Origin of the sequence: Arthrobacter sp. CAN_A214, assembly GCF_015751955.1 — a bacterium.
Taxonomy (GTDB): Bacteria; Actinomycetota; Actinomycetes; order Actinomycetales; family Micrococcaceae; genus Arthrobacter_D.
In genome coordinates, this window is record NZ_JADOUU010000013.1 from 15,639 (window position 1) to 38,416 (window position 22,778).

Below are 22,778 nucleotides of genomic sequence, written 5' to 3' on the forward strand. Positions count from 1 at the left end.
CTCCCTGTAGGCGAATTTGCCGCTCCATTACAGCTGGCGCAGGAGCGCCTCCACCCGATCATCGACAGCTGCGAAAGGATCCTTGCAGAGGATTGTCTGCTGCGCGCGGTCGTTGAGCTTCAGATGGACCCAATCCACGGTGTAGTCCCGGTTCGCTTCCTTCGCCCGACGCACGAACTCGCCGCGAAGACGCGCCCTCGTGGTCTGGGGCGGGATGTCGACGGCTTCCTTCACCGCCGTGTCATCGACTACGCGGGCGGCCTCCCCCCGAGCCTGCAGGAGGAAGAAGAGTCCCCGGGCGCGGGAGATGTCGTGATAGGTCAGGTCGATCTGAGCGGCACGCGCCGAGTCCAGTCCAAGGCCCGAGCGGTTGAGGTAACGGTCCAGCAGCTTCTTCTTGATGGCCCAGTCGATCTCGGTGTCGATTCGCGAGGTGTCCTGCTGTTCGACGGCGTCGAGCGTGCGTTCCCACAGGTCGAGGACCAGCGGCACGTGGGCGTGGTGCGCCCCGTTGTCGTCGACGAATCTCCGCGCCCGGTCGAGGTACTCGCGCTGCATGTCCAGGGCGGAGACCTGCCGGCCGTTGGCGAGCTTCAGAAGCTGTGAGCCGGTGAGGTCATGGGAGATCTCACGGATGTTGCGGATCGGATTCTCGAGCCGGAAGTCGCGCATGATGACGCCGGCCTCGACCATGCGGAGGATCAGGTCCACCGACCCGACCTTGAGCAGGGTGGTGGTCTCGGACATGTTGGAATCGCCCGCGATGACGTGGAGCCGGCGGTAGTGCTCGGCGTCGGCATGCGGTTCGTCGCGGGTGTTGATGATGGGCCGTGAACGCGTGGTGGCGGAAGAGATGCCCTCCCACAGGTGGTCCGCGCGCTGGGAGAACGCGTAGATCGATCCGGTCTGGGTCTTGAGGACCTTTCCTGCACCGACCAGGAGTTGCCGCGTCACGAGGAACGGGATGAGGATGTCCGCGAGCCGGGCGAATTCGAGTTTTCGGGGGATCAGGTAGTTCTCGTGGCTGCCGTAGGAGTTGCCGGCCGAGTCGGTGTTGTTCTTGAAGAGATAGATGCTGCCGTTGTAACCTTCCTGCGCCAGCTTGCGCTGTGCCTCCGCCACCAGATCCTCGAGGATCAGTTCGCCGGCGCGATCGTGCGTGATCAGCTGCGCCAGGTCGTCGCACTCGGCCGTTGCGTACTCCGGGTGGGAGCCGACGTCGAGGTACAGCCGTGAACCGTTGGTGAGGAAGACGTTGGAGGAACGTCCCCAGCTGACCACCTTGCGGAAGAGGTAACGGGCCACCTCCTCCGGGGAAAGCGGCCGGGAGTTCGGTCCGGAGTAGGAGATGCCGAACTCGGTTTCGATGCCGAAGATGCGCCGGTCCATCAGGTGCCCCCACCGTTCGTCAGGATGCCTTCGAGCTCGGCGGCGGCGAGACGGCGGAACGCGCGGCGGCTTCCTCGTGTTGTCCCGGGTTCCCGGTCGAGCACCGCAACCTCGAGCACGCCCGAGGTGAGCCGGTGCGGAGGCTGGCCGGCGGCGCCGTCGTTCTGGAGCGAGGCGACACCTGCCCGGATCGCTTCGGGGAAGGTGAGGTCCTTCGACCAGCTGTCCCGCAGTGCATCGACCACGGCGTCGGCTGCGCCGCCGATGACCACCAGGCCGGTTTCGTCGGCGATCGAGCCGTCGAAGGTGAGCCGGTAGAGATGGTCCCCGGCGGGTGTCTCCCCCACTTCCGCGACCACGAGTTCAACCTCGAAGGGCTTGCTCTCGGCAGTGAAGACGGCCCCGAGGCTCTGGGCGTACACGCTTGCCAGTCCCCGCGCTGTGACGTCCTCGCGTGCATAGGAGTAGCCCCGTACATCGGCGTACCGCACTCCCGCCTGGCGCAAGCTCTCGAACTCGTTGTACTTTCCCACCGCGGCGAACGCGATGCGGTCGTAGATCTCGCCCAGCTTGTGCAGCGACGGTGACGGATTTTCGGCTACGAGCGCTATTCCGTCGCGGCAGGCCATGACGATTACCGAGCGTCCCCTGCCGATTCCCTTCCGGGCGAAATCGGCACGGTCCTTCATCAACTGCTCAGGCGAGACGTAGAACTGCTGCGTCATGGCTACGCTTCCCTTCCTGCGACCGACCTGCGGCCGATGATCCCCAGCGCCGCCTCTTCGAGCTCGCGCTCCGGCACCCTGCGCGCTCCCGCGCTGTTGACGGTGTAGATCACGGGCCAGAGCTGCCGGACGACGTCGGGGCCGCCGGTCGCCGAGTCGTCGTCGGCCGCGTCATACAGCGATTCGACGGCCACCTGAACGGCAGTCGTCTCATCCAGGTTGGGTTTCCACAGCTTCTTCAGGGCGCCCCGAGCAAAAACCGAGCCCGAACCGACGCTGTGGTGTTCCTGTTCCTCGTACCGCCCGCCGGTCACGTCGAAGGAGAAAAGCCTTCCTTCCCTGCGTTCGGTATCGAACCCGGCAAGGAGGGGCACGACGGCGAGGCCCTGCAGCGCCATGGGAAGGTTCTGCCGCACCATCGCTGCCAGCCGGTTCGCCTTGCCGTCGAGGCTCATCCGCGTGCCCTCGATCTTCTCGTAGTGCTCCAGCTCGACCTGGAACAGCCGGGTGAGATCAAGCCCGATTCCGGCACTTCCGGCAATACCCAGTACTGAGAAGAGGTCGCCGGGGAAAACCTTCTCGATATGCCGGCTCGCGATGATGTTGCCCATGGTCGCACGGCGGTCCCCGGCCATCAGGACACCGCCGGAGAAGGTCATGGAGACGATCGTGGTGGCGTGCGGGGCGAGCCCGGCGGCGGTGCCGGCCGCCGGCGCGATGGTTCCGACGCTGCGGTTGGAGGGCAGCAGCTCGGGATGGTCGCGTCCAAGGTGGTCGGCGAACGACGTCGAGGCGGCGCGGGAAACTATTGCTGCTGCGTCTTCCGGGATCATCCGTTACTGGCCGCCCTTTTGCACGAAACCCCGTACGAACTCCTCCGCATTGGACTCGAGTACTCCGTCGATCTCGTCCAGCAGGTCATCGACGCCCTGGGTGTCGGCGCTCTCCTGCGCGCCGGCGGGAGCAGGCAGCGGCTCCGGCTGGGCATCTTCCTGTTCCTCCGGCCGCGCGCCGGTGCTTCTGTGGTCCTGTGTCGCCATGATGGTGTCCTTCGCCGGAGTGATTGTGCTGACTCCTATGGTGCCACGCGTGGTTCCGGGCCGCTCAACAATCGGGCCAGGAAATCCTCGGCGTCGGCCGCCTGTTCGAAGAGCTGTTCGGTGAGCGCCGCGGTCCCCCGCAGTGGTTCCCGTGTCTGGACCCGCTGGAGCCTCTCCTGGGAAGGGAGTTCGAAGATGATCGAGTCCCAGCTCGCCCCCACCACCTGCGCCGGAAACGTGGAGATACACTTCCCGCGGAAGTACGCGCGGGTATCCCGGGGAGGCTCGACGGCGGCCCTCTCCACCTCGGCCTGCCCCACCAGCAGCTCCACATCCCCGCGTCGGGCCAGGCGGTGATAGATACCCTTGTCCGGCCGCAGGTCGGCATACTGCAGGTCGATCAGTCCAAGCCTCGCATCCCCCCACTCGAGCGAATCGCGGTCGCGGTATGCCTGCAGCACCTTGAGCTTCGCCACCCAGTCGACCTGCCCGGCGGCGGCCATGGGATCGGTCCTCAGAACACCGAGAAGCCCTTCCCACCGCCGCAGCACATCGGCGGTCTGGGGGTCGGCGTCGGCGGCTTTCGCGGCAGCTGAGAAGTAGACCTCCTGCAGGTCGAGGCCGGTGATCCACCGGCCGTCGGCAAGCTCCACGGTTGCGGTGAGGGTGGGGTCGTGGCTGATGACCTGGAGCGCACGCACCGGATCGGCAAGTTCGGGCAAGGGGGCCAGGCCGTGTTCGATGAGGGAAAGGACCAGCGCCGTCGTCCCCACCTTCAGGTAGTTGGACACTTCGTTGAGGTTCGCGTCTCCGATGATCACGTGGAGCCTGCGGTACTTCTCGGCGACCGCATGCGGTTCATCGCGGGTGTTGATGATGGGGCGTCGTACGGTGGTCTCCAGGCCGATCTCGTTCTCGAAGAAGTCGGCCCGCTGGGAGATCTGGTAGCCGGGTGCCTGGTTCAGCGCCCCGATACCCACACGCCCGGAACCGCACAGCACCTGCCGGGAAACGAAGAAGGGAATGAGGGACGCCGCGAGCTGGCCGAACGGCACCTTCCGCGGCACGAGATAGTTTTCATGCGAACCGTAGGAGACACTCTTGTTGTCGGTGTTGTTCTTGTAGAGGTGGACCGGCGAGAAACCGGGGGTGGAGGCGATCCGCCGCATGGCGGTGAGGGCGACGTGGTCGCCCGCCCGGTCCCACAGCACGGCGTCGTGCGGGTTGGTGACCTCGGGCGAGGAGTACTCCGGATGCGCATGGTCGACGTAGAGCCGGGCACCGTTGTTGAGGACGAGGTTCATCAGGACGGCGCTGTCGGCGGGTTCGTCGCGTTCAAGTGCTATCTGCTCGGCGGTCAGTACCGGCGCTTCGTCCGTGAGCTGGGTGGGGTGCGCCGCCGACCGGTCGAGCCGCCAGCCCCTCGCGTCGGCGAGGGGCGCCTCATCGGTGTAGTCCCACCGTGTTCCGGCCAGGTTGCCGAGGCCCTCCCGGAGCGTCGCGGCGTACGCGTTGACCACCTGTGAGGACAGGAGTGTGGGATTCGCCGAGGGCAGGCCGGGGGCGATGATGCCGTACTCGGTTTCGGTGCCCATGACCCGGTGCACGGTCACTCCGTCCGGGCCTGTCGGGAACGATCCAGGAGTGCCGACCCTCACAGATACTGACCGGTGTTCGCCGTCGTCTCGAGTGACTTGCCGGGCTCCTGGCCCGCCTTGCCCTGCACAATGGTCCGTATATAGGTGATGCGCTCCCCCTTCTTGCCCGAGATCCGGGCCCAATCGTCGGGATTCGTAGTGTTTGGCATGTCCTCGTGCTCGCGGAATTCGTCGACGACCGCGCGCATCAGGTGCTCGATCCGGAGCCCCTTGCTGCCCTCGAGCAACAGGTCCTTGATGGCGTATTTCTTCGCCCGGTCCACCACGTTCTGGATGACTGCCCCGGAGTTGAAATCCTTGAAGTAGAGCATTTCCGTGTCACCGTTCGCGTACGTGACTTCGAGGTACTCGTTGGATTTGTCCGTCGAGTACATCTTCTCGACGGTGCGCCGGATCATTTCCTCGATGGTGACCCGGGCGTCGCCGCCATGCTCCGCGAGATCATCGGCGTGGAGCGGCAGGCCGTCGGTGATGTACTTCGCGAAGATTTCCGCCGCCCCTTCGGCGTCGGGTCGTTGGATCTTGATCTTGACGTCGAGCCTGCCTGGCCGCAGGATGGCAGGGTCGATCATGTCCTCGCGGTTCGACGCGCCGATCACGATGACGTTCTCGAGCTTCTCGACGCCGTCGATCTCGCTGAGGAGCTGCGGAACAATGGTGGTCTCGACGTCGGAGGAGACTCCGGTCCCGCGGGTGCGGAACAGCGATTCCATCTCGTCGAAGAACACCACCACCGGGCTGCCGTCAGACGCCTTCTCCCTGGCCCGCGCGAAGATGAGCCGGATGTGCCGCTCGGTCTCCCCCACGTACTTGTCGAGCAGCTCCGGGCCCTTGATGTTGAGGAAGTAGCTGCGGACCTGCTCGGACCCCGACCGTTCCGCCGCACGCGCGGCGAGGGAATTGGCGACGGCCTTGGCGATCAGTGTCTTTCCGCAGCCGGGAGGACCGTAGAGCAGGATGCCCTTCGGGGGCTTGAGCCCGTGTTCGCGGTACAGGTCGGGGTGGAGGAAGGGGAGCTCGACGGCGTCGCGGATCTGCTCGATCTGCGGGCCCAGTCCCCCGATGTCCTCGTACGCGATGTCCGGTACCTCCTCGAGGACGAGGTTCTCCACCTCGCTGCGGGGCACCTTCTCGAGGGCGAATCCGGACTTCGTGTCCACGGCCAGGGCATCGCCGACCCGGATCCGCTCCCCCTGCAGGTGCCCATTTAGCCGAACGAGGCGCTCGTCATCCATCCGCCCCACCACGAGCGCGCGGTCGGTCCCGAGGAGCTCCTTGACGGTGACCAGTTCCCCGGCCCGCTCGTAGCCGAGCGCGGCCACGATGGTCAGCGACTCGTTCAGCAGCACTTCCTGGCCCGGCGCGAGCTGGCGCACGTTGATCAGGGGGCTCACCGTGACCCGGAGCTTCCGTCCAGACTGGAGGATATCCGCGGTGTCCTGCACCGTTGCCTGCGTCGTGGTTCCCGGCTCGGCTGCCTGTTGCAGGTTGATCTGTATGACGGTGGCGAAACTGAAAGGTGCGGCACCTTCTTTCTCCAGGGCCGCCTTCAGCCGCACGATCTCGGTGCGGGCAGCTTCCAGGGCCGCCACCAGGCGGGAGTTGTTCGAAGTGGCCGAGGCGAGCTGGCGGTCGATGTGGCGCAGCTTGTCGCGGAGGACGTTGAGCTGGCGCTGGGCCATGGCGTTGTCACCGTTATACACTGCCGGCTCCTGCGACTGCCCCCCGGAAGGGGAAACGTGCTCTTCGGATTCCGCCATCGCGTATCGCCACCTTCGGTTCGGCACTGGGCTGTGTTTCGACCATAGCGCAGACCCGCCGTCCTACGCTTGCCCGGACCGAGGGGAACGGGCTGTCGGCTACCCCTGGTCTCCGTCGTTCGGAGCGCTGTTGTCCGGGATTCCCTCGAGCAGCGCATCCCTCCGCGCCTGGGCCTCCTCGGCGGGGAGCGATCCCCGCTGGATGGTGGATGAGGCGTCCCTCGCAACCCTACGGAGGCGCTTGTCCGACACATCCCGCTCACCGACGGCCTGCGGAGTCCAGGCATTCAGGTCCTCTTCGCTGAAGCCCGTCTTCGACGGCCGCCGCTTCGGAGTGAAGCCGACCGCACCGGGCGCAAGGCGCCGGGTGGTCAGGAGGAAGCCCGTGTGGGCCACCATGCGGTGGTCGGGACGGACGGCGAGGCCCTCGAGATGCCAGCCGCGGACCATGGACTCCCAAGCTTCCGGTTCGGTGAAACGGCCGTCGGCACGTATTGCCTCGGCAGTGCGCGACAGCTGCGTCACCGTTGCCACATAGCTCACCCACACTCCTCCGGCGGTGAGCACCGTTGCCACTGCATCAAGGCACTCCCAGGGCGCCAGCATGTCCAGCACCACCCGGTCGACGGTTCCCGGACCCTCCTCCTGGAGGACCTGCTCCTGGAAGTCCCCGAGGGAGATCCTCCAGGCAGGGTGCGGACCGCCGAAGATCGTTTCGACGTTGCCCTTGGCGATCTCCGCGAACTCCGGGCGCCGCTCGAACGAGTGGAGGGAACCGGTGTCCCCCACAGCACGCAGCAGGGAAATCGACAGCGCCCCGGAGCCGACGCCGGCCTCCACCACCCGGGCACCCGGGAAGATGTCGCCCATCGTCACGATCTGCCCGGCGTCCTTGGGGTAGACCACTGCAGCACCGCGGGGCATGGAGAGGACGAAGTCGGAAAGCAACGGCCGCAGGGCCTGGTAGAGCTGGCCCGTGGTGTTGGGAAGGATGGTGCCCTCGGGTTCGCCGATCAGGGTGTCGTGGAGAAGGAATCCCTTGTGCGTGTGGAACGCCCCTCCCGGGGTGAGGGTCACTGTATTCATGCGCCCTTTTTCGTCAGTCAACTGGGCACGTTCTCCAGCGCGGAACGGGCCGCGCCTGCTTGCTGCACCGTGCGCCTGGCCCGGGGGGCGGTGGTTCGCGGGTGTACTCATGGTGGAATTCCTTCGGGGGTTTCGGTGTGGCTGCGGAAGCGGTGGCGCGGGCCTGCGGCGCCGTCGTCGCGCCTCGGGGCTGGAAGTCGGGGCTAGGGCCTGGTGCCGGGAGCCGATTTGCCGGTGATGGCCTGGATCACGGTTTTCTGGTGGAGGAGGCCGGTCACCGAGCCGCGGCTGTCGATCACCGCATACTCGTTTCCCTCGAGCCGCGCGAGGAACTGGACGAGTTCCTGTCCTTCCGCCCACTCGGGTACGTAGGCACCCGCAGGAAGGGCACGCGCCGTTGCACTGACCGGCGTCGTGTCCGCTGCGGAATCGGGAACGGACTCGAGGGCACCGGCGTCCACGACGGCCTCGGGCTGGCCGCTGGCTCCCGTCAGGACGATGGCCGACGCCGGCGTGTCACGAAGAATCCGCCGCACCCGCGCCACGGGGGTTCCGGCTGGCAGTCCTATTGCTGCCTGTTTCAGACGGTTGGCACTGATATCAGGCAGCCGAAGCCGCATTTTGGCGTTGTCGATCGAGGCACTGGCTCCCATCCACAGGAAAGCGCCCATGACCACGGCAAGGAAGATGAGCGTGAGGTCGGGTTGCCGGCCCTGCAGCAGGGGAATTCCGACGACGACGCCGAGCAGCACCACCACGAGCAGGCGGCCGGCCCAGCCGGCCGCCACGGTGCCCTTGTCCTGGCTCCCCGTTGCTTTCCACACGGCGGACTCGACCATCCGTCCGCCATCGAGGGGAAGCCCGGGCAGCACATTGAAGATGGCGACGAGCAGGTTGGCCCAGACGAGGATCTCGGTGAGGAGGAACCACACGGTGCGCGGTTCCAGGACGCCGAGGATCACCCATCCCAGGAGGGCAAGGATGAAGTTCGCGGCGGGGCCTGCCAGCGCCACGACCACCGACCGGCCCGGTGAGCCGGAGAAGTGTTCGAACTGGGTGTGGCCGCCCCACAGGTTGAGGACGATCCGCGCGGTGGGCCAGCCGAAGGCACGCGCTGACAGTGCGTGAGCGAGTTCGTGGATCAGGACCGAGCCGGCGAGGAGCAGCGCGTAGCCGAGTGCTACTGCGTAAGCCCCGGAACCGATCCCGGGGAACGTATCCTCGACCCTGGGTCCGAACAGGATCACGATGACAGCCGTGATGGCGAACCATGACCAGGCGAGGATCACCGGGATGCCGACGATCCTTCCGAGGGAGACTCCGGGACTCCTGTCGGCCTTGGCCGTCCCCTTCCGGGTTGGATCGCCGTTCACCGGGACGCCTTTGCGGCGAAGGGCGCGGCTCGGAGCAGGGACTCGAGATCCTGGACGGTCCTGCCCTGAAGTGTCGACCACTCGATGGAATGGGGGTTGGGCGGCAGCGGAACGAAATGCGGCACGGCGACTGTCACCACTCCTGCTGCGAGGGCCGATGTGACTCCCGGCAGGGAGTCCTCGATCGCCACGACGCGCGACTTCTCGAGGCCGGGAATGCGGTGGTCCAGGAAGCTGTAGGCCTGCTGGTACGCTTCGGGATCCGGCTTCCCGCGGCCCACCATGTCGCCGGTGACCAGTTCGACGAACGTGCCGTCAGGAAGGTGGGAGGCCACCTCGGTGGCCAGCAGGCGTTCGGACATCGTCACCAGAACACAGGGCACGCCCATGGAGCGGAGCTCTTCGAGCAACTCACGCGCGCCGGGCCGCCAGGGAACCTCGGACTTGACCTGTTCGGCGACCTCCCCGATGAGGTGGTCGATGATCTCCCGCACCGTCAGGTCGACGCCGGCGGCCTGCAGCATGCCCGCCGAGAATTCGAGGGCCTGGCCGACCAGCTGCTCGGCCTGTTCGGTGCTCCAGGTCCCGGAATGGCGTTGAACGAGATCCAATTCCGCTGCGATCCAGTACGGCTCGGTGTCCACGATGGTTCCATCCATGTCCCACAGGACGGCCTGGAGAAGACCGCCGCCCTGCGGCGTCGGTGCTGGGGAAATTCCCGCGGCTGTGCTGGACGGAACAGGTGTAGGCATGCTTCCAAGTCTACGGTGGCTGTCCTGTGCGTTCCGCATCGGTCCTTCGTCCCGGCCCCGTCACATCAGCTTTCGGCGAAGCGGCAGGGTAGCGACTGACAGCGGCGCGGACCGAGGTTTAGGGTGAACACGTGGACACCTTCGACGACAACACCCCAAGCGGCGTACGGGACCTCTTTCAGGATGCCGCCGAGCCGGACAGGCGTATCACCATCATGCTCGCCGCCTTCGAGGGCTGGAACGACGCCGGCGAGGCCGCCAGCGACGCGCTCAAGTACATGGGACGCTTCTGGGGAAGCGAAAAGATCTCGACCATCGACGCAGACGAATTCTACGATTTCCAGTTCACCCGGCCCGTCATCAAACGCAACGGATCGGGGCAGCGGCGCATCAAATGGCCCAATACGAAGATCAGCAAGGCGTCCGTGCCGAACTCCAATCTGGACATCATCCTTGTCCACGGTGTCGAGCCCTCCTATAAGTGGCGCGCCTATACAGCGGAACTCGTGGCCTCGGCGAAAGAACTTAACGTCGACTGCATCGTCCTGGTGGGTGCGCTGCTGGCCGATGTCCCGCACACGCGGCCGATTCCCGTCACGGTGACCTCCGATGACGACCTCGTGAGGGAAAGTCTCGAGGTGGAACCGTCCACTTATGAGGGCCCTATCGGGATTGTCGGAGTGCTCGCGGAGATGGGGCTGCTCGCCGACATCCCGACCATGTCCCTTTGGGCCGCAGTGCCCCACTACGTCGGTCAGTCGCCTTCGCCCAAGGCCCAGTTGGCGCTGCTCAGCAAGCTCGAGGAAGTCCTCCAGGTGGGCGTGGAGACGCAGGCGCTGAACGAGGAATCGGAAGCCTGGGAACGCGGTGTGGATGAGCTGGCTACCGAGGATCCCGAGGTGGCGGCATATGTCCGGCAGCTCGAGGAGGCCAAGGACACCGTCGACCTCCCGGAAGCCAGCGGGGAGTCGATCGCACGGGAGTTCGAGCGTTACCTCAAGAAGCGGCGCCGCGAGTAACAGCTGTAGGTAACAGTTAGAGCCGCACACCGAGCAGGGCGTCCAGGGCAGCGACCAGCTGGCCCTGTGCCTCCGGGTCGGCTGCTTCCTCGTCCTCGACATGTTCGCCCGCACGTGCAGCCCACGCATCCACGGCGGCGAGTGCACCAGGGGCGTCGAGGTCGGACGCCATCGCACTGCGGATGTCCATGACCACTTCCTTCACGTCCGTCGGCGTCACGGCTGCCAGTGCCGAGCGCCAGCGGCCCAGCCGCTCGACGGCCTGCTGCAGGACGGCGTCGGTCCAGGACCAGTCCGTCCGGTAGTGGAAGTTCAGGATCGCCAGCCGTATGGCGGCAGGATCCACGCCGTCGCGACGCAGAGCGGAGACGAGCACCAGGTTGCCCCGTGACTTGCTCATCTTGCCGCCGTCGTACCCCACCATTCCAGCATGCGCGTAGTGGCGTGCGAGCGGCTTGTCACTGCTCGCCCATGCGTGGCCGGCACTCATCTCGTGATGGGGGAAGACCAGGTCGGACCCACCACCCTGCACGGTGAACGGCGAGGGAAGAAACCGTTGGGCGATCACCGCGCACTCGATGTGCCAGCCCGGCCGTCCGCTGCCGAGCAGCCCTCCATACCAGGCGGGTTCGCCCTGCCGGGCCTGGCGCCAGAGCAGCGGATCGAGCCGGTTGCGCTTGCCGGGGCGGTCGGGGTCGCCGCCCCGCTCCGCCGAGAGCGGAAGCATCTGCTCCTCGGAAAGGTGGGACACCTGGCCCAGGAACCAGCGGTCGGCATCCTCCGGGGAAAGCGCGGCGGCCGCGTCGAGGGAGAAGTAGATGTCGCCGTCGGGCTCTGTCGCGTTGCCATCGACAGCGTAGGCGAGGCCGCGGTGCACGAGGGATTCGACCACGGGGACGATCCAGTCGATGGACTCGACGGCACCGATATAGGAATCAGGGGGCAGGACGTTCAGCGCAGCCATGTCCGTCCGGAAGAGCTCGATCTGCTGCTCGGCCAGTTCCCGCCAGTCCACCCCGGTGGCCGTAGCACGCTCGAGCAGGGGATCATCCACGTCGGTGACGTTCTGGACGTAGCTCACCGTGGAGCCGCTGTCCCGCCAGGTGCGGTTGAGGAGGTCGAAGGCGACATAGGTGGACGCGTGGCCCAGATGCGTCGCATCGTACGGGGTGATTCCGCAGACGTAGAGGCTCGCCGCCGGTTCAGCGGGAAGTTCCACTATTTCTCCCTGGGCGGTGTCGAACAGTTCGATCCTCGACTGGCTACCGGCAACATCAGGGACAGGGCTCAGGTTCCACGCAATCACTTCCCTAGCTTACGTCGGCCCGTCAGGCGTTGATGACGTTGAAGCCCAGCAGGGCGTAGAGAGCGAGCCCGAGGAGAACGCGGTACCAGACGAACACGCTGTAGCTGCGGGTAGAAACGAAGCGCAGGAACCAGCCGATGATGGCGAATCCCACCACGAAGGCGATTCCCGTAGCGAGCGCAGTCTCCCCCAGGCCAAAGGGCCCTGGCGTGCCCACGCTCTTGGCGAGCTGGTAGAAGCCGCTGGCGAACACTGCGGGGATGGCCAGCAGGAACGAATAACGCGCTGCCGCCTCCCTCGTATAGCCCATCAGGAGTCCGGCGGTGATCGTCCCGCCGGAGCGTGACACACCGGGAATGAGGGCAAGCGCCTGCGCGAAGCCGTAGAGGATGCCGTGCCGGTAGGTCAGCTGACCGAGGTCCCTTGTCTGCTTTCCTACCGCATCCGCGACTGCCAGGATCAGACCGAAGACGATCAGGGTGGTCGCCACGATCCAGAGGCTGCGAAACGCCCCTTCGATCTGGTTCTGGAACAGCAACCCGAGCACGCCGATAGGGATGCTGCCGAGGATCACAAGCCACCCCATGCGCACGTCCGGATCGTTCCGGGGCACCGAGCCCCTCAGGGAACCGAACCATGCCCTGAGGATCCGGACGATGTCCCGCCAGAAGAACACGACGACCGCGGCCTCGGTCCCCAGTTGGGTGATCGCGGTGAAGGCGGCTCCGGGATCCTGGGCATTGGGAAGGAGCTCACCCACGATGCGGAGGTGGGCACTCGAGGAGATGGGCAGGAATTCAGTAAGCCCCTGGACAAATCCGAGGACGACAGCTTCGATCCAATTCACTCTTACGACCTTAGAGCAACCTTTTCCGCCCAGGCTTTAGGCTTGCACTATGCAACGGCGAAACGTGGGATCGAGCGGCCTGTCCGTGTCGGCGCTCGGACTCGGCACCATGAACTGGGGCCGTGAGGTGGAGGAAGAGGCCGCGCGGGAGCAGCTGAGGCTCTTCACCGAAGCCGGGGGCACCCTGATCGAATCGGCGGCCGGGTACGGCGAGGGTCAGGCGGAAGCGATGCTGGGCAGTTTCATCGGCGACACGGTGGCCCGTTCGGAAATAGTGCTGACCATCCAGGGCGGCTCACCGCGAAGTGGAACCGGAAGCGTCGATACCTCCCGCCGGGGCCTGCTGGATTCACTCGACGCCTCGTTGACGCTGCTCGGCACCGATTCCGTCGACCTGTGGCTCGCCCCCGCCTGCGACGCCTCCGTGCCGCTGCACGAAACACTGAGCGCCCTTGAACATGCCTATACCTCCGGGCGTGCCCGTTATGTCGGGGCCTCCAACCATTCGGGCTGGGAGTTCGCGCGCCTTGCTGCGACGGCGGGCTTCCCTCTAGTTGCCAACGAGGTCGAGTATTCGCTCGTGAACCGCCGGGTGGAATCCGAGGCCGTTCCAGCCGCCGCCGCCTTCGATGCGGGGATCCTCGCCTGGGCGCCGCTGGGGCGGGGAGTCCTCACCGGAAAATACCGGGGCCGTCTGCCATCGGATTCACGCGGCGCATCCGAGGTCTGGGCGCCCTATGTCGATTCCTACCTGACCGGTCGGCCGCAGCGGATCATCGAAGCCCTCTGCACCGCGTCGAAGGGTTTGGACCTGCAGCCCCATGAACTGGCACTGCGGTGGCTGCTTCATCGACCGGGCGTCTCTTCGGTGATCCTGGGCGCAAGGACTCCCCACCAGCTGAAGGAGCTCCTGCAGACGAACCTCAAGGCCATTCCGCAGCCTATTGCGGATGTCCTCGACGAAGTATCGGTTCCTACGGCGTAGCCCGCTCACCTGGGGTGATGCGCTCGTCGTCGGACTCGTCGGACTCGTCGGACTCGTCGCTCTCGTCGCTCTCGTCGTCCGATTCGTCGTCGGACTCCTCATAGATCTCCAGCGGGGTCACTTCGCCGTACGCGTCGTAGAGGACTTCCTCATAGACTTCGAACGCATCGGCGATCGCCAGGTACGCGGCCTCAACGGCCGGATCGTCCTCCCGCCGCCGTGATGCCGACGCCGCGAGGTGCTCTTCGAGTGCTGTGACGAGGGCCTGGAGCGCGACACGCGGATCTATGCTCATGCACTAGACGTTATAGGTAAAGTGATCAGAATTGGAGGGATATGAAAGAACAATTTCTGAATTCCACTACGGTCCGCCAGCGCGATTTCAGCCGCCAGTACGAGTACCTGGTCGTGACGATCAATCCCGGCGAACCGTTGCCGGCCACGCGCAAACTGATCACCGAACACGCCGAGTACGGTAAGTGGGAACTCGAGCGCAGCTGCATCTACACCAGCGGGAGCAGGCGCTTCTGGTTGAGGCGTAAAGTCCTCCGGGTCGAACGCACCCCGGATTCCCAGTAGCGCGTCAGTAGGTGGTCAACAGGCGCGTAAGCACCTTCGCGCCGAAACGCAACGAGTCTACGGGCACGCGTTCGTCGACGCCGTGGAACATGCCAGTGAAGTCCAACTCGTCGGGCAGTTGCAGCGGTGCAAAACCGTAGCCGGTGATGCCGAGACGGCTCAGCGACTTGTTGTCGGTACCGCCTGACAGCGTATATGGGAGCACCTTCGCCCCCGGATCCTGGCTGTGCAGGGCATCGATCATCGAGTCCACCAGATTGCCGGAGAAGGGCACCTCGAGGGAGACATCCTTGTGCGCGTAGGAGACGTCCACTCCTTCCCCTGCCAGTGCGCGCACGATCTCGAGGACCTGGTCCTGCTGCCCGGGAAGGGTCCGGACGTCCACCACGGCCTCGGCCGTGCCCGGAATCACATTGTGCTTGTAGCCGCTCTTGAGCATCGTGGGGTTCGACGTGTTCTGGAGGGTTGCGCCGACGAAGCGCGCTACCGTGCCGAGTTCGGCAAGCAGGACCTCTGGGTGGTCAGGGTCGAACTCGACGCCGGTGAGTTCGGTGACGCCGTCGAGGAACTGGCGCGTGGTGGGAGTCAGCTCGATGGGCCAGGAGTAGTCGCCGATTTTCGAGACCGCCCGGGCAAGGCGAGTCACGGCATTGTCGGTATTGATCTGGGAGCCGTGTCCTGCCCGGCCGTGCGCCACCAGCCGAAGCCAGGAAATCCCTTTCTCCGCCGTCTGCAGGAGATAGGTGCGCTGGCCTCCAATGGTGGAGGAGAAGCCGCCCACCTCCGAGATTGCTTCGGTGGCTCCTTCGAAGAGCTCCGGCTTGTTGTCCACGAGCCAGGACGCGCCATAGTTGCCTCCGGCCTCCTCATCGGCGAAGAAGCCGAAAATGAGGTCCCGTTTGGGCTTGATGCCGTTCCGCTTCATGTGTCGGAGGACCGAAAGAATCATGGCGTCCATGTCCTTCATGTCCACGGCACCGCGACCCCAGATAAGACCGTCCTTTTCCTCACCGCCGAAGGGGTCGACGGACCAGTCCTCCTTCTGGGCGGGAACGACGTCCAGATGTCCGTGCACCACCAGTGCAGGCAGCGATGAGTCGCTGCCCTCCATGCGGGCCAGGACGGATGCCCGCCCGGGAGCAGCCTCGAAGGTCTGTGTCGCGAGGCCCACCTCCTCGATGAGCGCCGCGGTGTACTCGGCTGCGACCCGTTCCCCCGGCCCCGCGTTGTCGCCGAAGTTCGAGGTATCGATGCGGATCAGTTCCTGGCAGATTCGTACAACTTCGTCTTCGGGCATGATGCTCATACTGCGTCCTCCTGGCTTGTAGGGTGCCCGTCCAGCCTACCGAGTCGCCGTCACGCGGATGGGCTTTTGCGGGCGCGTCCCCTGCTCCGGTTGCCGGTGGAACTCCTCGATTCAAACCACAGGGCTAACTCGTGTTAGAGTTTTTCTCGTTGCTTTCGACGGTTTCTGACCGCGAAACCACCACCTGCGCGGGTGGCGGAATGGCAGACGCGCTAGCTTGAGGTGCTAGTCCTTTAACGAGGGTGGGGGTTCAAGTCCCCCTCCGCGCACAATGAAAACCCCGGTTCGCCGGGGTTTTTTTGTGCCTCCGACCACGCATAGGCTGGCACGATGATTCCGCTCACCTCGGCTCCCCCGCCGGATCCGGTTGTGGTCGACGTCGTTTCGGACGGCACCCCGTGGTGGGAAGTGGTGGGAGCCCTCGGACCGTTCGCCATCCTCCTCACGGCGATCATCACCGGTTATTTCGCCTGGCAGAACATCAAGGACCGCCGGAAAGCCGACCAGCGATCCCAATGGTGGACACGGGCGGAATGGGCGCTGGACGCGTCGATGTCTGACGATTTCCACCGCCAGGAACTCGGGCTGGGTGTACTGGAGCTGCTCGCCGAAAGTGAGCTCGCCGGCCCTGAGGAGCTGTCGGTCCTCGAAGTGGCGTGGGCGGAACCGCTGCATCCGCTGGGAAGCGTGGACGGCATTGACGAGGTGCGGGACAATGGAACGACGACGACGAAGGAGGTTGACGATGAACGCGACGTCACCGATGAGCCAGAAGAACGAAACAGCTGGCCAGCACGCATCCGCCGCAGCATCGCAATCCGGTTCACAGGAGCGGGTCCGGATCAGGGCAGCCCGCCTTCGGATGACGACCGATCGGAAGCTCGGGAAGCCGACACCTGATTGGGTTCGACTACTGGCCAAAAAGCCGCTCTAGAAATTTCCGAACGGCGCGAGCTCTCGTCTCCCGGCCCGGACGATCGCATTCCGCGACGGTGATCCGATCAACGTCCCTGCTTTGTCGGCGATGCTTCGGCAAATCATCGCGAACAACCGTGCCGGCGGGTGGCGCCGGCTGAAAGTGCGAAGGGTGCCCACGCCGGCCGCCACGGCCGAACGTCCGCCCCACTACGCCCACCCTGCGGCTACACGGCGCGACGACACGGGCATCCGGGCCCTAGAAGGCGGCGACGACCTCGACCAGGCCGGATCTCCTGCTTGCTTCGGTGAACGGAACGGCCGAGGTCAGAATGCTGTAGGTCCCCGGCGTCGCAGTGGCCGGGACGTCCAGCCAGGTGGTGTAGTGGCCGTCTGCGTCAACGGTGACGAAGGTGTCCTCCATCGGTGAACTGTCAGTCTGGGACGGGGCGAAGGAGATCCGCAGCTGCTCTCCAGGAACATACCCGGATCCCGTGACCTTCCAGGATCGTCCTGCAATCCAGATGGACCATTCGGGCGTCACCGGGGCACTGAACGCGACGGACGGCGAGCTGCCCGGGTACGGGGACGTGTCGGACGGCAGCTGGGGATCGACAGGTGACGGCGGAATCGGTACGGCGGCCGGTGGCTCCTGTACTTCCACAGGCTCCGGCGAAGGTTCACTCGACTCGACCGATGGTTCGACCGGGAGCGGTGTGGGCTCAGCCGACGGCGTGACCGGTGGCATGACCGACGGCGTGACCGACGGCGTGACCGACGGCGTGACCGGTGGCGCGGAAGAAGGTGCGGCAGAAGACTCCGACGGTGTGGTGCTCGCCTCGCCGGTCGTGCCGGCCGTGGCGGTTCTGTCTCCGGCGTTCTCTGCGGATGCACACCCGCCAAGAAGCAGTGCGCTGACGGAGAGTGCCATGAGGAGTCGCTTGTTCAATGGATCAACCTGTTCTGCTTTGGGGCTGAAGTGAGTACTGAGCCTGATGAGACGCACTCTACAACCAGAACGGTCAGGAGGAGGCCTTTTCCGATCACGGTCTCACAACGCAATTCGGAATCGCCCGTGCCCTCGGAGCAGCCGTTTTTCGGAGGCGGAATCCTTCGGGGTAGCACGATCGGTTAGCCGTCCCGGCCTTCGAGGGGTAGAACATACTCATGACCACAACACCCCTGGTGCTCGGGCCCATGCTGCGGTACGTCGACGAAACGTCGGCGAGCATCTGGGTGGAGACCGGAGAAGCCGCGTCCGTCGTCGTCCGGACCGGCCAGGGGTCCTGGACGGCGCGAACGTTCGCCGTCCACGGCCACCACTACGCGCTCGTCGAAGTGACCGGGCTCCAACCGGGTAGCGGAACCGCCTACACCGTCGAGATCAATGGTCGCCAGGTCTGGCCGGACCTGTCCCAGGGCCCTGAACTGAAGTTTCCCGCGTCGGTCATTGCCACGCGCACCGTGGGCGAGCCCCTGCGGCTGGCCTTCGGGTCATGTCGCACCAGCATCCCCCACACCAAGGAGGGCAACCGGACCCACGGCGTCGATGCGATGCGCGCCTACGCGCTTTCCATGGCGGACGACGCCGCGTTCCCGAGGCCGGATCTGATCCTGTTTCTCGGCGACCAGGTCTATGCCGATTCCACCAGCGAGGAGATGCAGCAGTTCATCGCGGCACGCCGGGACATCCGGGAAGATCCGGGGGCCGAGCTCAAGGACTACGAGGAGTACGCCCACCTGTACAGCCTTGCCTGGTCCGACGATGCGAACCGCTGGCTGCTGTCCACCCTCCCCAGCGCCATGATCTTCGATGACCATGACATCCGCGATGACTGGAATGCCTCCATGAGCTGGAAGCAGGAAATGGAGGCCACCTCCTGGTGGCAGGACCGGATCGTCGCGGGTCTGGCGTCCTACTGGGTGTACCAGCACCTCGGCAACCTGTCACCGGAGCGGCGCGCCGAGGATAGGATCTGGCAGCGGATCATCAACCACCACGGCGACGACGAGCTGGATCTGAGCGCGGAGCTCGACGCTTTCGCGGACCGCGCCGACAAGGACCCCGCGAGCTATCGGTGGAGCTATGTCCGGGACTTCGATGACACCCGCCTGATCGTGGTGGACTCCCGCGTAGCCCGCGTGCTCACCCCTGATGCACGTGCCCTGCTGAACGAGGAGGAGACGGCCTGGCTCGACAGCAAGATGGTGGGTGGCTTCCGCCATCTGCTGGTCGGCACCTCACTGCCGTTCCTGCTGCCCCTCGGGCTGCACCATATCGAGTCCTGGGACGAGGCACTCGCGCAGGGTGCCTGGGGAAAGGCGGGCGCACTGCTGGGAGAGAAGCTGCGGCAGGGCATGGATCTCGAGCACTGGGCCGCCTTCCAGAACAGTTTCCGGGACGTGGCGCTGATGGCTACGGAGGTGGCGGACGGCAAGCGTGGCCCGGCACCCGAGACGGTGACCTTCCTCTCGGGAGACGTGCACTTCTCCTACGTCTCCGAGGTGGATCGGCCTTCCGGCAGCCGCATCCTCCAGGCGGTCTGCTCCCCTATCCGTAACCCGCTTCCCCGGCTCCTGCGCTCGTCCACCGCGATCCTCTCCTATGGGTTCGCCGCACCGGTCGGAGCGCTCGTGGCGCGCTCCGTCAAGGTCCCCGACCCGCCGTTCCGCTGGCGGAACATCCGGGGACCGTGGTTCGACAACAACCTGGCCGGGCTCGAGGGCGGGCCGGAGGGGCTCCGGCTGTGGTGGCAGACGGGAACCGTGGACGACGGCGACCACCTCCACCCCCGGCTTGAAGAAGTGGCGGCGATGACTGTGCCGCCGCGTCGCACGAGGAAGGATGCGCCGGGAGGGGAAGTGGCGCCGGAGGCGGCCCTCCAGGATCGCAGGACTGCATGGGCGCGGCGAGGAAGGCGACAATAGGAACCATGCGCCTTCCCGTGATGCCGCCCGTTGCCCCGATGCTCGCGAAATCCGTGCCCCGAATTCCCGAAGGTCCACTCAGCTATGAGCCGAAATGGGACGGGTTCCGGGCCATCGTCTTCCGAGACGGCGTCGAGCTGGAGATCAGTTCCCGGAACGGAAAGGCTCTGACGCGCTACTTCCCCGAGCTCGTCGCTGCACTCAAGGACAACCTGCCCGATCGTTGTGTCCTCGACGGTGAGGTTGTGCTCGCGGTAGGTGGACGGCTCGAGTTCGAGGTGCTTCAACAGCGGATCCACCCGGCAGCCAGCCGGATCGCACTCCTGGCGGAACAGACCCCGGCGAGCTTCGTCGCGTTCGACATCCTCGCCCGAGGTGGAGAGGACCACAGCCGATCGCCGTTCGTCGAGCGCCGCCGACTTCTCGAGGAAACGCTGGCCGTCGCGCGGCCGCCCATCCACCTCACGCCCGCTACGAGGGATCCGGTCGTGGCCGGGCAATGGTTCGCACAGTTCGAAGGTGCCGGCCTGGACGGGATCGTCGCGAAGCCGCTCGAGGGCGCCTACCAACCCAATAAACGGGCTATGTTCAAGATCAAGCACGAGAGGACGGCCGACTGCGTGGTCGCCGGCTACCGCACGCACAAGGCCGACGCCGAAAGCATCGGTTCCCTCCTGCTCGGGCTGTACACGGATGACGGAGATCTGGCAGCCGTGGGAGTGGTCAGCGCATTTCCTGCAGCCCGTCGGAAGGAACTGTTCACCGAGTTGCAACCATTGATCACTCTTCCCGAAGGCCATCCATGGTCTTCCGCCAGGGAACAGGACGGAACCCGCACGCCACGCAATGCCGAGGGCAGCCGCTGGTCCGGGGGCAAGGACCTCACTTTCACCCCGCTGCGGCCGGAGCGGGTCATCGAGGTCCGGTACGACCACCTGGAAGGTGAGCGTTTCCGCCACACCACCCAGTTCAACCGCTGGAGGCCCGACCGCGAGCCCGCCTCCTGCACCTACGCGCAGCTCGAGGAGGCACCCGCCTTCGACCTCACAGAGTTCCTGACGACCCCGTCCCCGCGCTCCGCGCCGGACACCCGAAGCGGAAACGTTCAGGACGAGCGGAACGCCGCTCCGTAGAGGAGACCCGCCGTCCCGAGGATGCACCCGCCGATGATGCACGCGAAAATTCCCAGCCAGACGACGGCGGGAACACCGCTGCGCTGGGCGAGGAGGTATGCGTCAGAAGACGCCAGTGCCGAGCGCCTGCCGGTATGCACCCCCGTCACCTTGAACCAGTCCTTGACGGCACCGACGAGGAGTGCGACGCCCGTCGACAGCGTCGCGTAACCGGTCAGGAGCGGGCTGGCATACCAGACGAGCGCCGTCGACAGGCCCACGAGCAGCCCGGCGACCACGAACCCCTGCACATTGCGGATGAGGAACACCAGGGCAAGAAGAATGAGCGCACTGAGGGACAGTGCTATCGACGCAGCTCCGAAACCGCGGCACCCACCAGACCGGTCCCGACAAGAGCCGGCACCGGATAGCCCCAGAAGGCCGTCCAGACCGCGCGCCAGCCACCCCTTCCCCGGGTTCTGGTGACGCCCGAGTGGTCGAACCGCAGCTCGATTCCGCTCACCCGCTGCAGCGACACCAGAGCGGCAACCGCGTGTCCGAGTTCATGCACGGTGGTCACGAACAAGCCGAAATAGCGCCACGTGACCGCAGGCAGGGACAGCACGACGGCGGCACCCAGGATCCCGGCAAGGTGGAGCTCTTCGATGGCGGGCGCCGGAACCATCGAGAAACCTGCGACGACAAGGCCCCACCAGACGGAGGCGAACTCGCTCATCGACGCTGCGGGATCGGAGAATGCATGGAAGCTATTGCTGCCGCATCCTCTCGGCGATGCTGGTCACACCGTGCAGGGTCTCCTCGAAGGAGGTGGACAACGGCGAGAGTCCCAGACGGATTCCTGAGGGGTTCCGGTAATCCGGAATCACTCCGGCAGCCCACAGCTCAGGCACCATGGCCGCAAAGCCCGGGTGGTCGATGGTGATGTGGCCGCCACGCTGGCCGGCGGACCGGGGAGACGCCACCACCACGCCGTCGTTCCCGAGCAGTTCATCCACGGCCCGCACGGCGAAATCGGTCAGCGCCATCGACTTCGCCCGGACCTGCGCCATCCCCGCGTCGGCAATCACCTCCAGCATGTCCTGCAGGGCGAGCATGCCCATGATCGGCGGTGTTCCCGAGACGATCCTCCGGATCCCCCGCGCAGGCTCATAGGAGCCGCCCATGGCGAAGGGATCGGCACTGCCCAGCCAGCCCTGAATGGGCTGGGAGAAGTCCGGGAGGTGGCGGAATGCCACGTAGGCCCAGGCGGGAGCACCCGGGCCGCCATTGAGGTACTTGTAGCTGCAGCCCGTCGCGTAGTCGACGCCCCAGGCGTCGAGCTCCGCCGGCACCGAACCCACCGAATGGCTGAGGTCCCACAGGGCCAGCGCGCCGGCGTCGTGGATCACGTCCGTGATGCCGGGCACGTCGGCGCAGTGCCCCGACCGGTACGCCACGTGGCTCAGCACCACGAGTGCCGTGTCCGGCCCGACGGCGGCGGCGACTTCGGGAACGGTCGCCCCGGCGTCGTACCGGGTGTCGAGCCACCGGATGGTGAGGCCGCACTCCCGGGCGATTCCCTCCATGATGAAGCGGTCAGTGGGAAAGTTATCGCGGTCGATCACGATTTCGGACCGGCCCGGACGGGCAGCGATGGCGGCGCGGGCCAGTTTGTAGAGAAGTACGCTCGTCGAATCCGCCACGATGCACTGCCCGGGGGCGGCCCCGAGGGCCACTTCCCCCAAACGGTCGCCGATCCGCTCCGGAAGCGCCAGCCAGCCCTCGTCCCAGCCGCGGATCAAGCGCCCGGCCCACTGCGAGCGCACGAACGCAGTCAGCGTATCGGGCGTCGCAGCCAAGGGCCTGCCGAGTGAATTGCCGTCGAGATAGGCGACGACGTCGTTCTCCTCCGCGGTCAGGAAACGGGTGCGGTAGGAGGCCAGCGGGTCCCGGGCGTCGAGCTCCCGGGCCTGGAGCAGCAGGTCGTTCATCCGCCCA

The 22,778-nt window shown here is 65.8% G+C and carries 23 protein-coding genes and 1 tRNA gene; 7 read left to right on the forward strand and 17 right to left on the reverse strand.

Annotated features, from left to right (window positions below; all coding sequences use genetic code 11):
- Positions 1–27 precede the first annotated feature (27 nt).
- The 9 genes from pafA to IWX65_RS11805 all read right to left on the reverse strand — a co-directional run bounded on the left by pafA (position 28) and on the right by IWX65_RS11805 (position 9,783).
- Positions 28–1,389 (reverse strand): Pup--protein ligase, encoded by a 1,362-nt coding sequence (gene pafA, locus IWX65_RS11765; RefSeq protein ID WP_196883060.1) that lies wholly within the window; start codon positions 1,387–1,389, stop codon positions 28–30.
- Positions 1,389–2,114 carry a proteasome subunit alpha gene (gene prcA, locus IWX65_RS11770; RefSeq protein WP_196883061.1) on the reverse strand — a complete coding sequence of 242 codons (726 nt, stop codon included), beginning with the start codon at positions 2,112–2,114 and terminating at the stop codon, positions 1,389–1,391. The genes pafA and prcA overlap by 1 nt, the downstream gene beginning before the upstream one ends.
- Before the next feature lie 2 nt (positions 2,115–2,116).
- Positions 2,117–2,944: a proteasome subunit beta gene (gene prcB, locus IWX65_RS11775; RefSeq protein WP_442858988.1), complete on the reverse strand. Its 828-nt coding sequence runs from the start codon at positions 2,942–2,944 to the stop codon at positions 2,117–2,119.
- A 6-nt stretch (positions 2,945–2,950) separates the two neighbouring features.
- Complete coding sequence (locus IWX65_RS11780; RefSeq protein ID WP_196822774.1) at positions 2,951–3,154, reverse strand: ubiquitin-like protein Pup; 204 nt, start codon at positions 3,152–3,154, stop codon at positions 2,951–2,953.
- 35 nt (positions 3,155–3,189) lie between these two features.
- Positions 3,190–4,749, reverse strand: coding sequence for a depupylase/deamidase Dop (dop, locus tag IWX65_RS11785; RefSeq protein ID WP_334683833.1), 1,560 nt, complete (start codon positions 4,747–4,749; stop codon positions 3,190–3,192).
- Positions 4,750–4,808: 59 nt separating this feature from the next.
- Positions 4,809–6,494 carry a proteasome ATPase gene (arc, locus tag IWX65_RS11790; RefSeq protein ID WP_442859193.1) on the reverse strand — a complete coding sequence of 562 codons (1,686 nt, stop codon included), beginning with the start codon at positions 6,492–6,494 and terminating at the stop codon, positions 4,809–4,811.
- A 177-nt stretch (positions 6,495–6,671) separates the two neighbouring features.
- Positions 6,672–7,769, reverse strand: a complete 1,098-nt coding sequence (locus IWX65_RS11795; protein WP_196883063.1) for a tRNA (adenine-N1)-methyltransferase — start codon at positions 7,767–7,769, stop codon at positions 6,672–6,674.
- A gap of 92 nt (positions 7,770–7,861) precedes the next feature.
- A complete protein-coding gene (locus tag IWX65_RS11800) occupies positions 7,862–9,031 on the reverse strand; it encodes a site-2 protease family protein (RefSeq protein ID WP_196883064.1) in 1,170 nt (389 codons plus the stop codon).
- Positions 9,028–9,783, reverse strand: coding sequence for an HAD family hydrolase (locus IWX65_RS11805; protein ID WP_196883065.1), 756 nt, complete (start codon positions 9,781–9,783; stop codon positions 9,028–9,030). The genes IWX65_RS11800 and IWX65_RS11805 overlap by 4 nt, the downstream gene beginning before the upstream one ends.
- 131 nt (positions 9,784–9,914) lie before the next feature.
- On the opposite strand from IWX65_RS11805, the gene IWX65_RS11810 reads away from it, so the two are divergent.
- Positions 9,915–10,802, forward strand: coding sequence for a PAC2 family protein (locus tag IWX65_RS11810; protein ID WP_334683828.1), 888 nt, complete (start codon positions 9,915–9,917; stop codon positions 10,800–10,802).
- A 16-nt stretch (positions 10,803–10,818) separates the two neighbouring features.
- On the opposite strand, the gene mshC is transcribed toward IWX65_RS11810, so the two are convergent.
- Both mshC and IWX65_RS11820 read right to left on the reverse strand, forming a co-directional pair.
- Entirely contained in the window at positions 10,819–12,108 is a 1,290-nt protein-coding gene (mshC, locus tag IWX65_RS11815; RefSeq protein WP_196883067.1) for a cysteine--1-D-myo-inosityl 2-amino-2-deoxy-alpha-D-glucopyranoside ligase, read from the reverse strand.
- 22 nt (positions 12,109–12,130) lie between these two features.
- Positions 12,131–12,955 (reverse strand): undecaprenyl-diphosphate phosphatase, encoded by an 825-nt coding sequence (locus IWX65_RS11820; protein WP_196883068.1) that lies wholly within the window; start codon positions 12,953–12,955, stop codon positions 12,131–12,133.
- A 49-nt stretch (positions 12,956–13,004) separates the two neighbouring features.
- Here IWX65_RS11820 and IWX65_RS11825 point away from each other — a divergent pair, with 49 nt between their 5' ends.
- Positions 13,005–13,940 (forward strand): aldo/keto reductase, encoded by a 936-nt coding sequence (locus tag IWX65_RS11825; RefSeq protein WP_196883069.1) that lies wholly within the window; start codon positions 13,005–13,007, stop codon positions 13,938–13,940.
- Here IWX65_RS11825 and IWX65_RS11830 read toward each other — a convergent pair.
- Entirely contained in the window at positions 13,930–14,235 is a 306-nt protein-coding gene (locus IWX65_RS11830; RefSeq protein WP_196883070.1) for a hypothetical protein, read from the reverse strand. The two genes, IWX65_RS11825 and IWX65_RS11830, sit on opposite strands and share 11 nt — an antisense overlap.
- 41 nt (positions 14,236–14,276) lie before the next feature.
- On the opposite strand from IWX65_RS11830, the gene IWX65_RS11835 reads away from it, so the two are divergent.
- Positions 14,277–14,519: a DUF5703 family protein gene (locus IWX65_RS11835; RefSeq protein WP_196883071.1), complete on the forward strand. Its 243-nt coding sequence runs from the start codon at positions 14,277–14,279 to the stop codon at positions 14,517–14,519.
- Positions 14,520–14,523: 4 nt separating this feature from the next.
- Here the strand turns inward: IWX65_RS11835 and IWX65_RS11840 are convergent, their stop codons facing one another.
- On the reverse strand, positions 14,524–15,825 hold the full coding sequence (locus IWX65_RS11840) for a M20/M25/M40 family metallo-hydrolase (RefSeq protein WP_196883072.1): 1,302 nt from the start codon (positions 15,823–15,825) through the stop codon (positions 14,524–14,526).
- Between the two features lie 186 nt (positions 15,826–16,011).
- Here IWX65_RS11840 and IWX65_RS11845 point away from each other — a divergent pair.
- Positions 16,012–16,094: transfer RNA gene (locus tag IWX65_RS11845), tRNA-Leu, on the forward strand.
- Positions 16,095–16,155: 61 nt separating this feature from the next.
- On the forward strand, positions 16,156–16,725 hold the full coding sequence (locus IWX65_RS11850) for a hypothetical protein (RefSeq protein ID WP_196883073.1): 570 nt from the start codon (positions 16,156–16,158) through the stop codon (positions 16,723–16,725).
- 274 nt (positions 16,726–16,999) lie between these two features.
- Here the strand turns inward: IWX65_RS11850 and IWX65_RS11855 are convergent, their stop codons facing one another.
- Positions 17,000–17,689 carry a hypothetical protein gene (locus IWX65_RS11855; protein WP_196883074.1) on the reverse strand — a complete coding sequence of 230 codons (690 nt, stop codon included), beginning with the start codon at positions 17,687–17,689 and terminating at the stop codon, positions 17,000–17,002.
- 218 nt (positions 17,690–17,907) lie between these two features.
- Here IWX65_RS11855 and IWX65_RS11860 point away from each other — a divergent pair, with 218 nt between their 5' ends.
- A complete protein-coding gene (locus IWX65_RS11860) occupies positions 17,908–19,668 on the forward strand; it encodes an alkaline phosphatase D family protein (RefSeq protein WP_196883076.1) in 1,761 nt (586 codons plus the stop codon).
- Positions 19,669–19,673: 5 nt separating this feature from the next.
- Positions 19,674–20,801, forward strand: a complete 1,128-nt coding sequence (locus IWX65_RS11865; RefSeq protein WP_196883078.1) for an ATP-dependent DNA ligase — start codon at positions 19,674–19,676, stop codon at positions 20,799–20,801.
- On the opposite strand, the gene IWX65_RS11870 is transcribed toward IWX65_RS11865, so the two are convergent.
- The 3 genes from IWX65_RS11870 to IWX65_RS11880 are packed head-to-tail and all read right to left on the reverse strand — an operon-like array spanning position 20,774 to position 22,771.
- A complete protein-coding gene (locus IWX65_RS11870; RefSeq protein ID WP_334683829.1) occupies positions 20,774–21,109 on the reverse strand; it encodes a M50 family metallopeptidase in 336 nt (111 codons plus the stop codon). The genes IWX65_RS11865 and IWX65_RS11870 overlap by 28 nt on opposite strands.
- A gap of 35 nt (positions 21,110–21,144) precedes the next feature.
- Complete coding sequence (locus tag IWX65_RS11875) at positions 21,145–21,516, reverse strand: M50 family metallopeptidase (protein ID WP_196883079.1); 372 nt, start codon at positions 21,514–21,516, stop codon at positions 21,145–21,147.
- A gap of 31 nt (positions 21,517–21,547) precedes the next feature.
- Entirely contained in the window at positions 21,548–22,771 is a 1,224-nt protein-coding gene (locus IWX65_RS11880; RefSeq protein ID WP_196883081.1) for a kynureninase, read from the reverse strand.
- Positions 22,772–22,778 lie beyond the last annotated feature (7 nt).

Bases quoted from the DNA above. Each gene is read 5' to 3' on its own strand.
- IWX65_RS11835 (WP_196883071.1), top strand. From the start codon at position 14,277: ATGAAAGAACAATTTCTGAATTCCACTACGGTCCGCCAGCGCGATTTC.
- IWX65_RS11840 (WP_196883072.1), bottom strand. From the start codon at position 15,825: ATGAGCATCATGCCCGAAGACGAAGTTGTACGAATCTGCCAGGAACTG.
- IWX65_RS11805 (WP_196883065.1), bottom strand. From the start codon at position 9,783: ATGCCTACACCTGTTCCGTCCAGCACAGCCGCGGGAATTTCCCCAGCA.
- pafA (WP_196883060.1), bottom strand. From the start codon at position 1,389: ATGGACCGGCGCATCTTCGGCATCGAAACCGAGTTCGGCATCTCCTAC.
- IWX65_RS11780 (WP_196822774.1), bottom strand. From the start codon at position 3,154: ATGGCGACACAGGACCACAGAAGCACCGGCGCGCGGCCGGAGGAACAG.
- IWX65_RS11875 (WP_196883079.1), bottom strand. From the start codon at position 21,516: ATGAGCGAGTTCGCCTCCGTCTGGTGGGGCCTTGTCGTCGCAGGTTTC.
- IWX65_RS11830 (WP_196883070.1), bottom strand. From the start codon at position 14,235: ATGAGCATAGATCCGCGTGTCGCGCTCCAGGCCCTCGTCACAGCACTC.
- IWX65_RS11795 (WP_196883063.1), bottom strand. From the start codon at position 7,769: ATGAGTACACCCGCGAACCACCGCCCCCCGGGCCAGGCGCACGGTGCA.
- IWX65_RS11860 (WP_196883076.1), top strand. From the start codon at position 17,908: ATGACCACAACACCCCTGGTGCTCGGGCCCATGCTGCGGTACGTCGAC.
- IWX65_RS11825 (WP_196883069.1), top strand. From the start codon at position 13,005: ATGCAACGGCGAAACGTGGGATCGAGCGGCCTGTCCGTGTCGGCGCTC.
- prcA (WP_196883061.1), bottom strand. From the start codon at position 2,114: ATGACGCAGCAGTTCTACGTCTCGCCTGAGCAGTTGATGAAGGACCGT.
- IWX65_RS11880 (WP_196883081.1), bottom strand. From the start codon at position 22,771: ATGAACGACCTGCTGCTCCAGGCCCGGGAGCTCGACGCCCGGGACCCG.
- dop (WP_334683833.1), bottom strand. From the start codon at position 4,749: ATGGGCACCGAAACCGAGTACGGCATCATCGCCCCCGGCCTGCCCTCG.
- IWX65_RS11850 (WP_196883073.1), top strand. From the start codon at position 16,156: ATGATTCCGCTCACCTCGGCTCCCCCGCCGGATCCGGTTGTGGTCGAC.
- arc (WP_442859193.1), bottom strand. From the start codon at position 6,494: ATGGCCCAGCGCCAGCTCAACGTCCTCCGCGACAAGCTGCGCCACATC.
- IWX65_RS11865 (WP_196883078.1), top strand. From the start codon at position 19,674: ATGCGCCTTCCCGTGATGCCGCCCGTTGCCCCGATGCTCGCGAAATCC.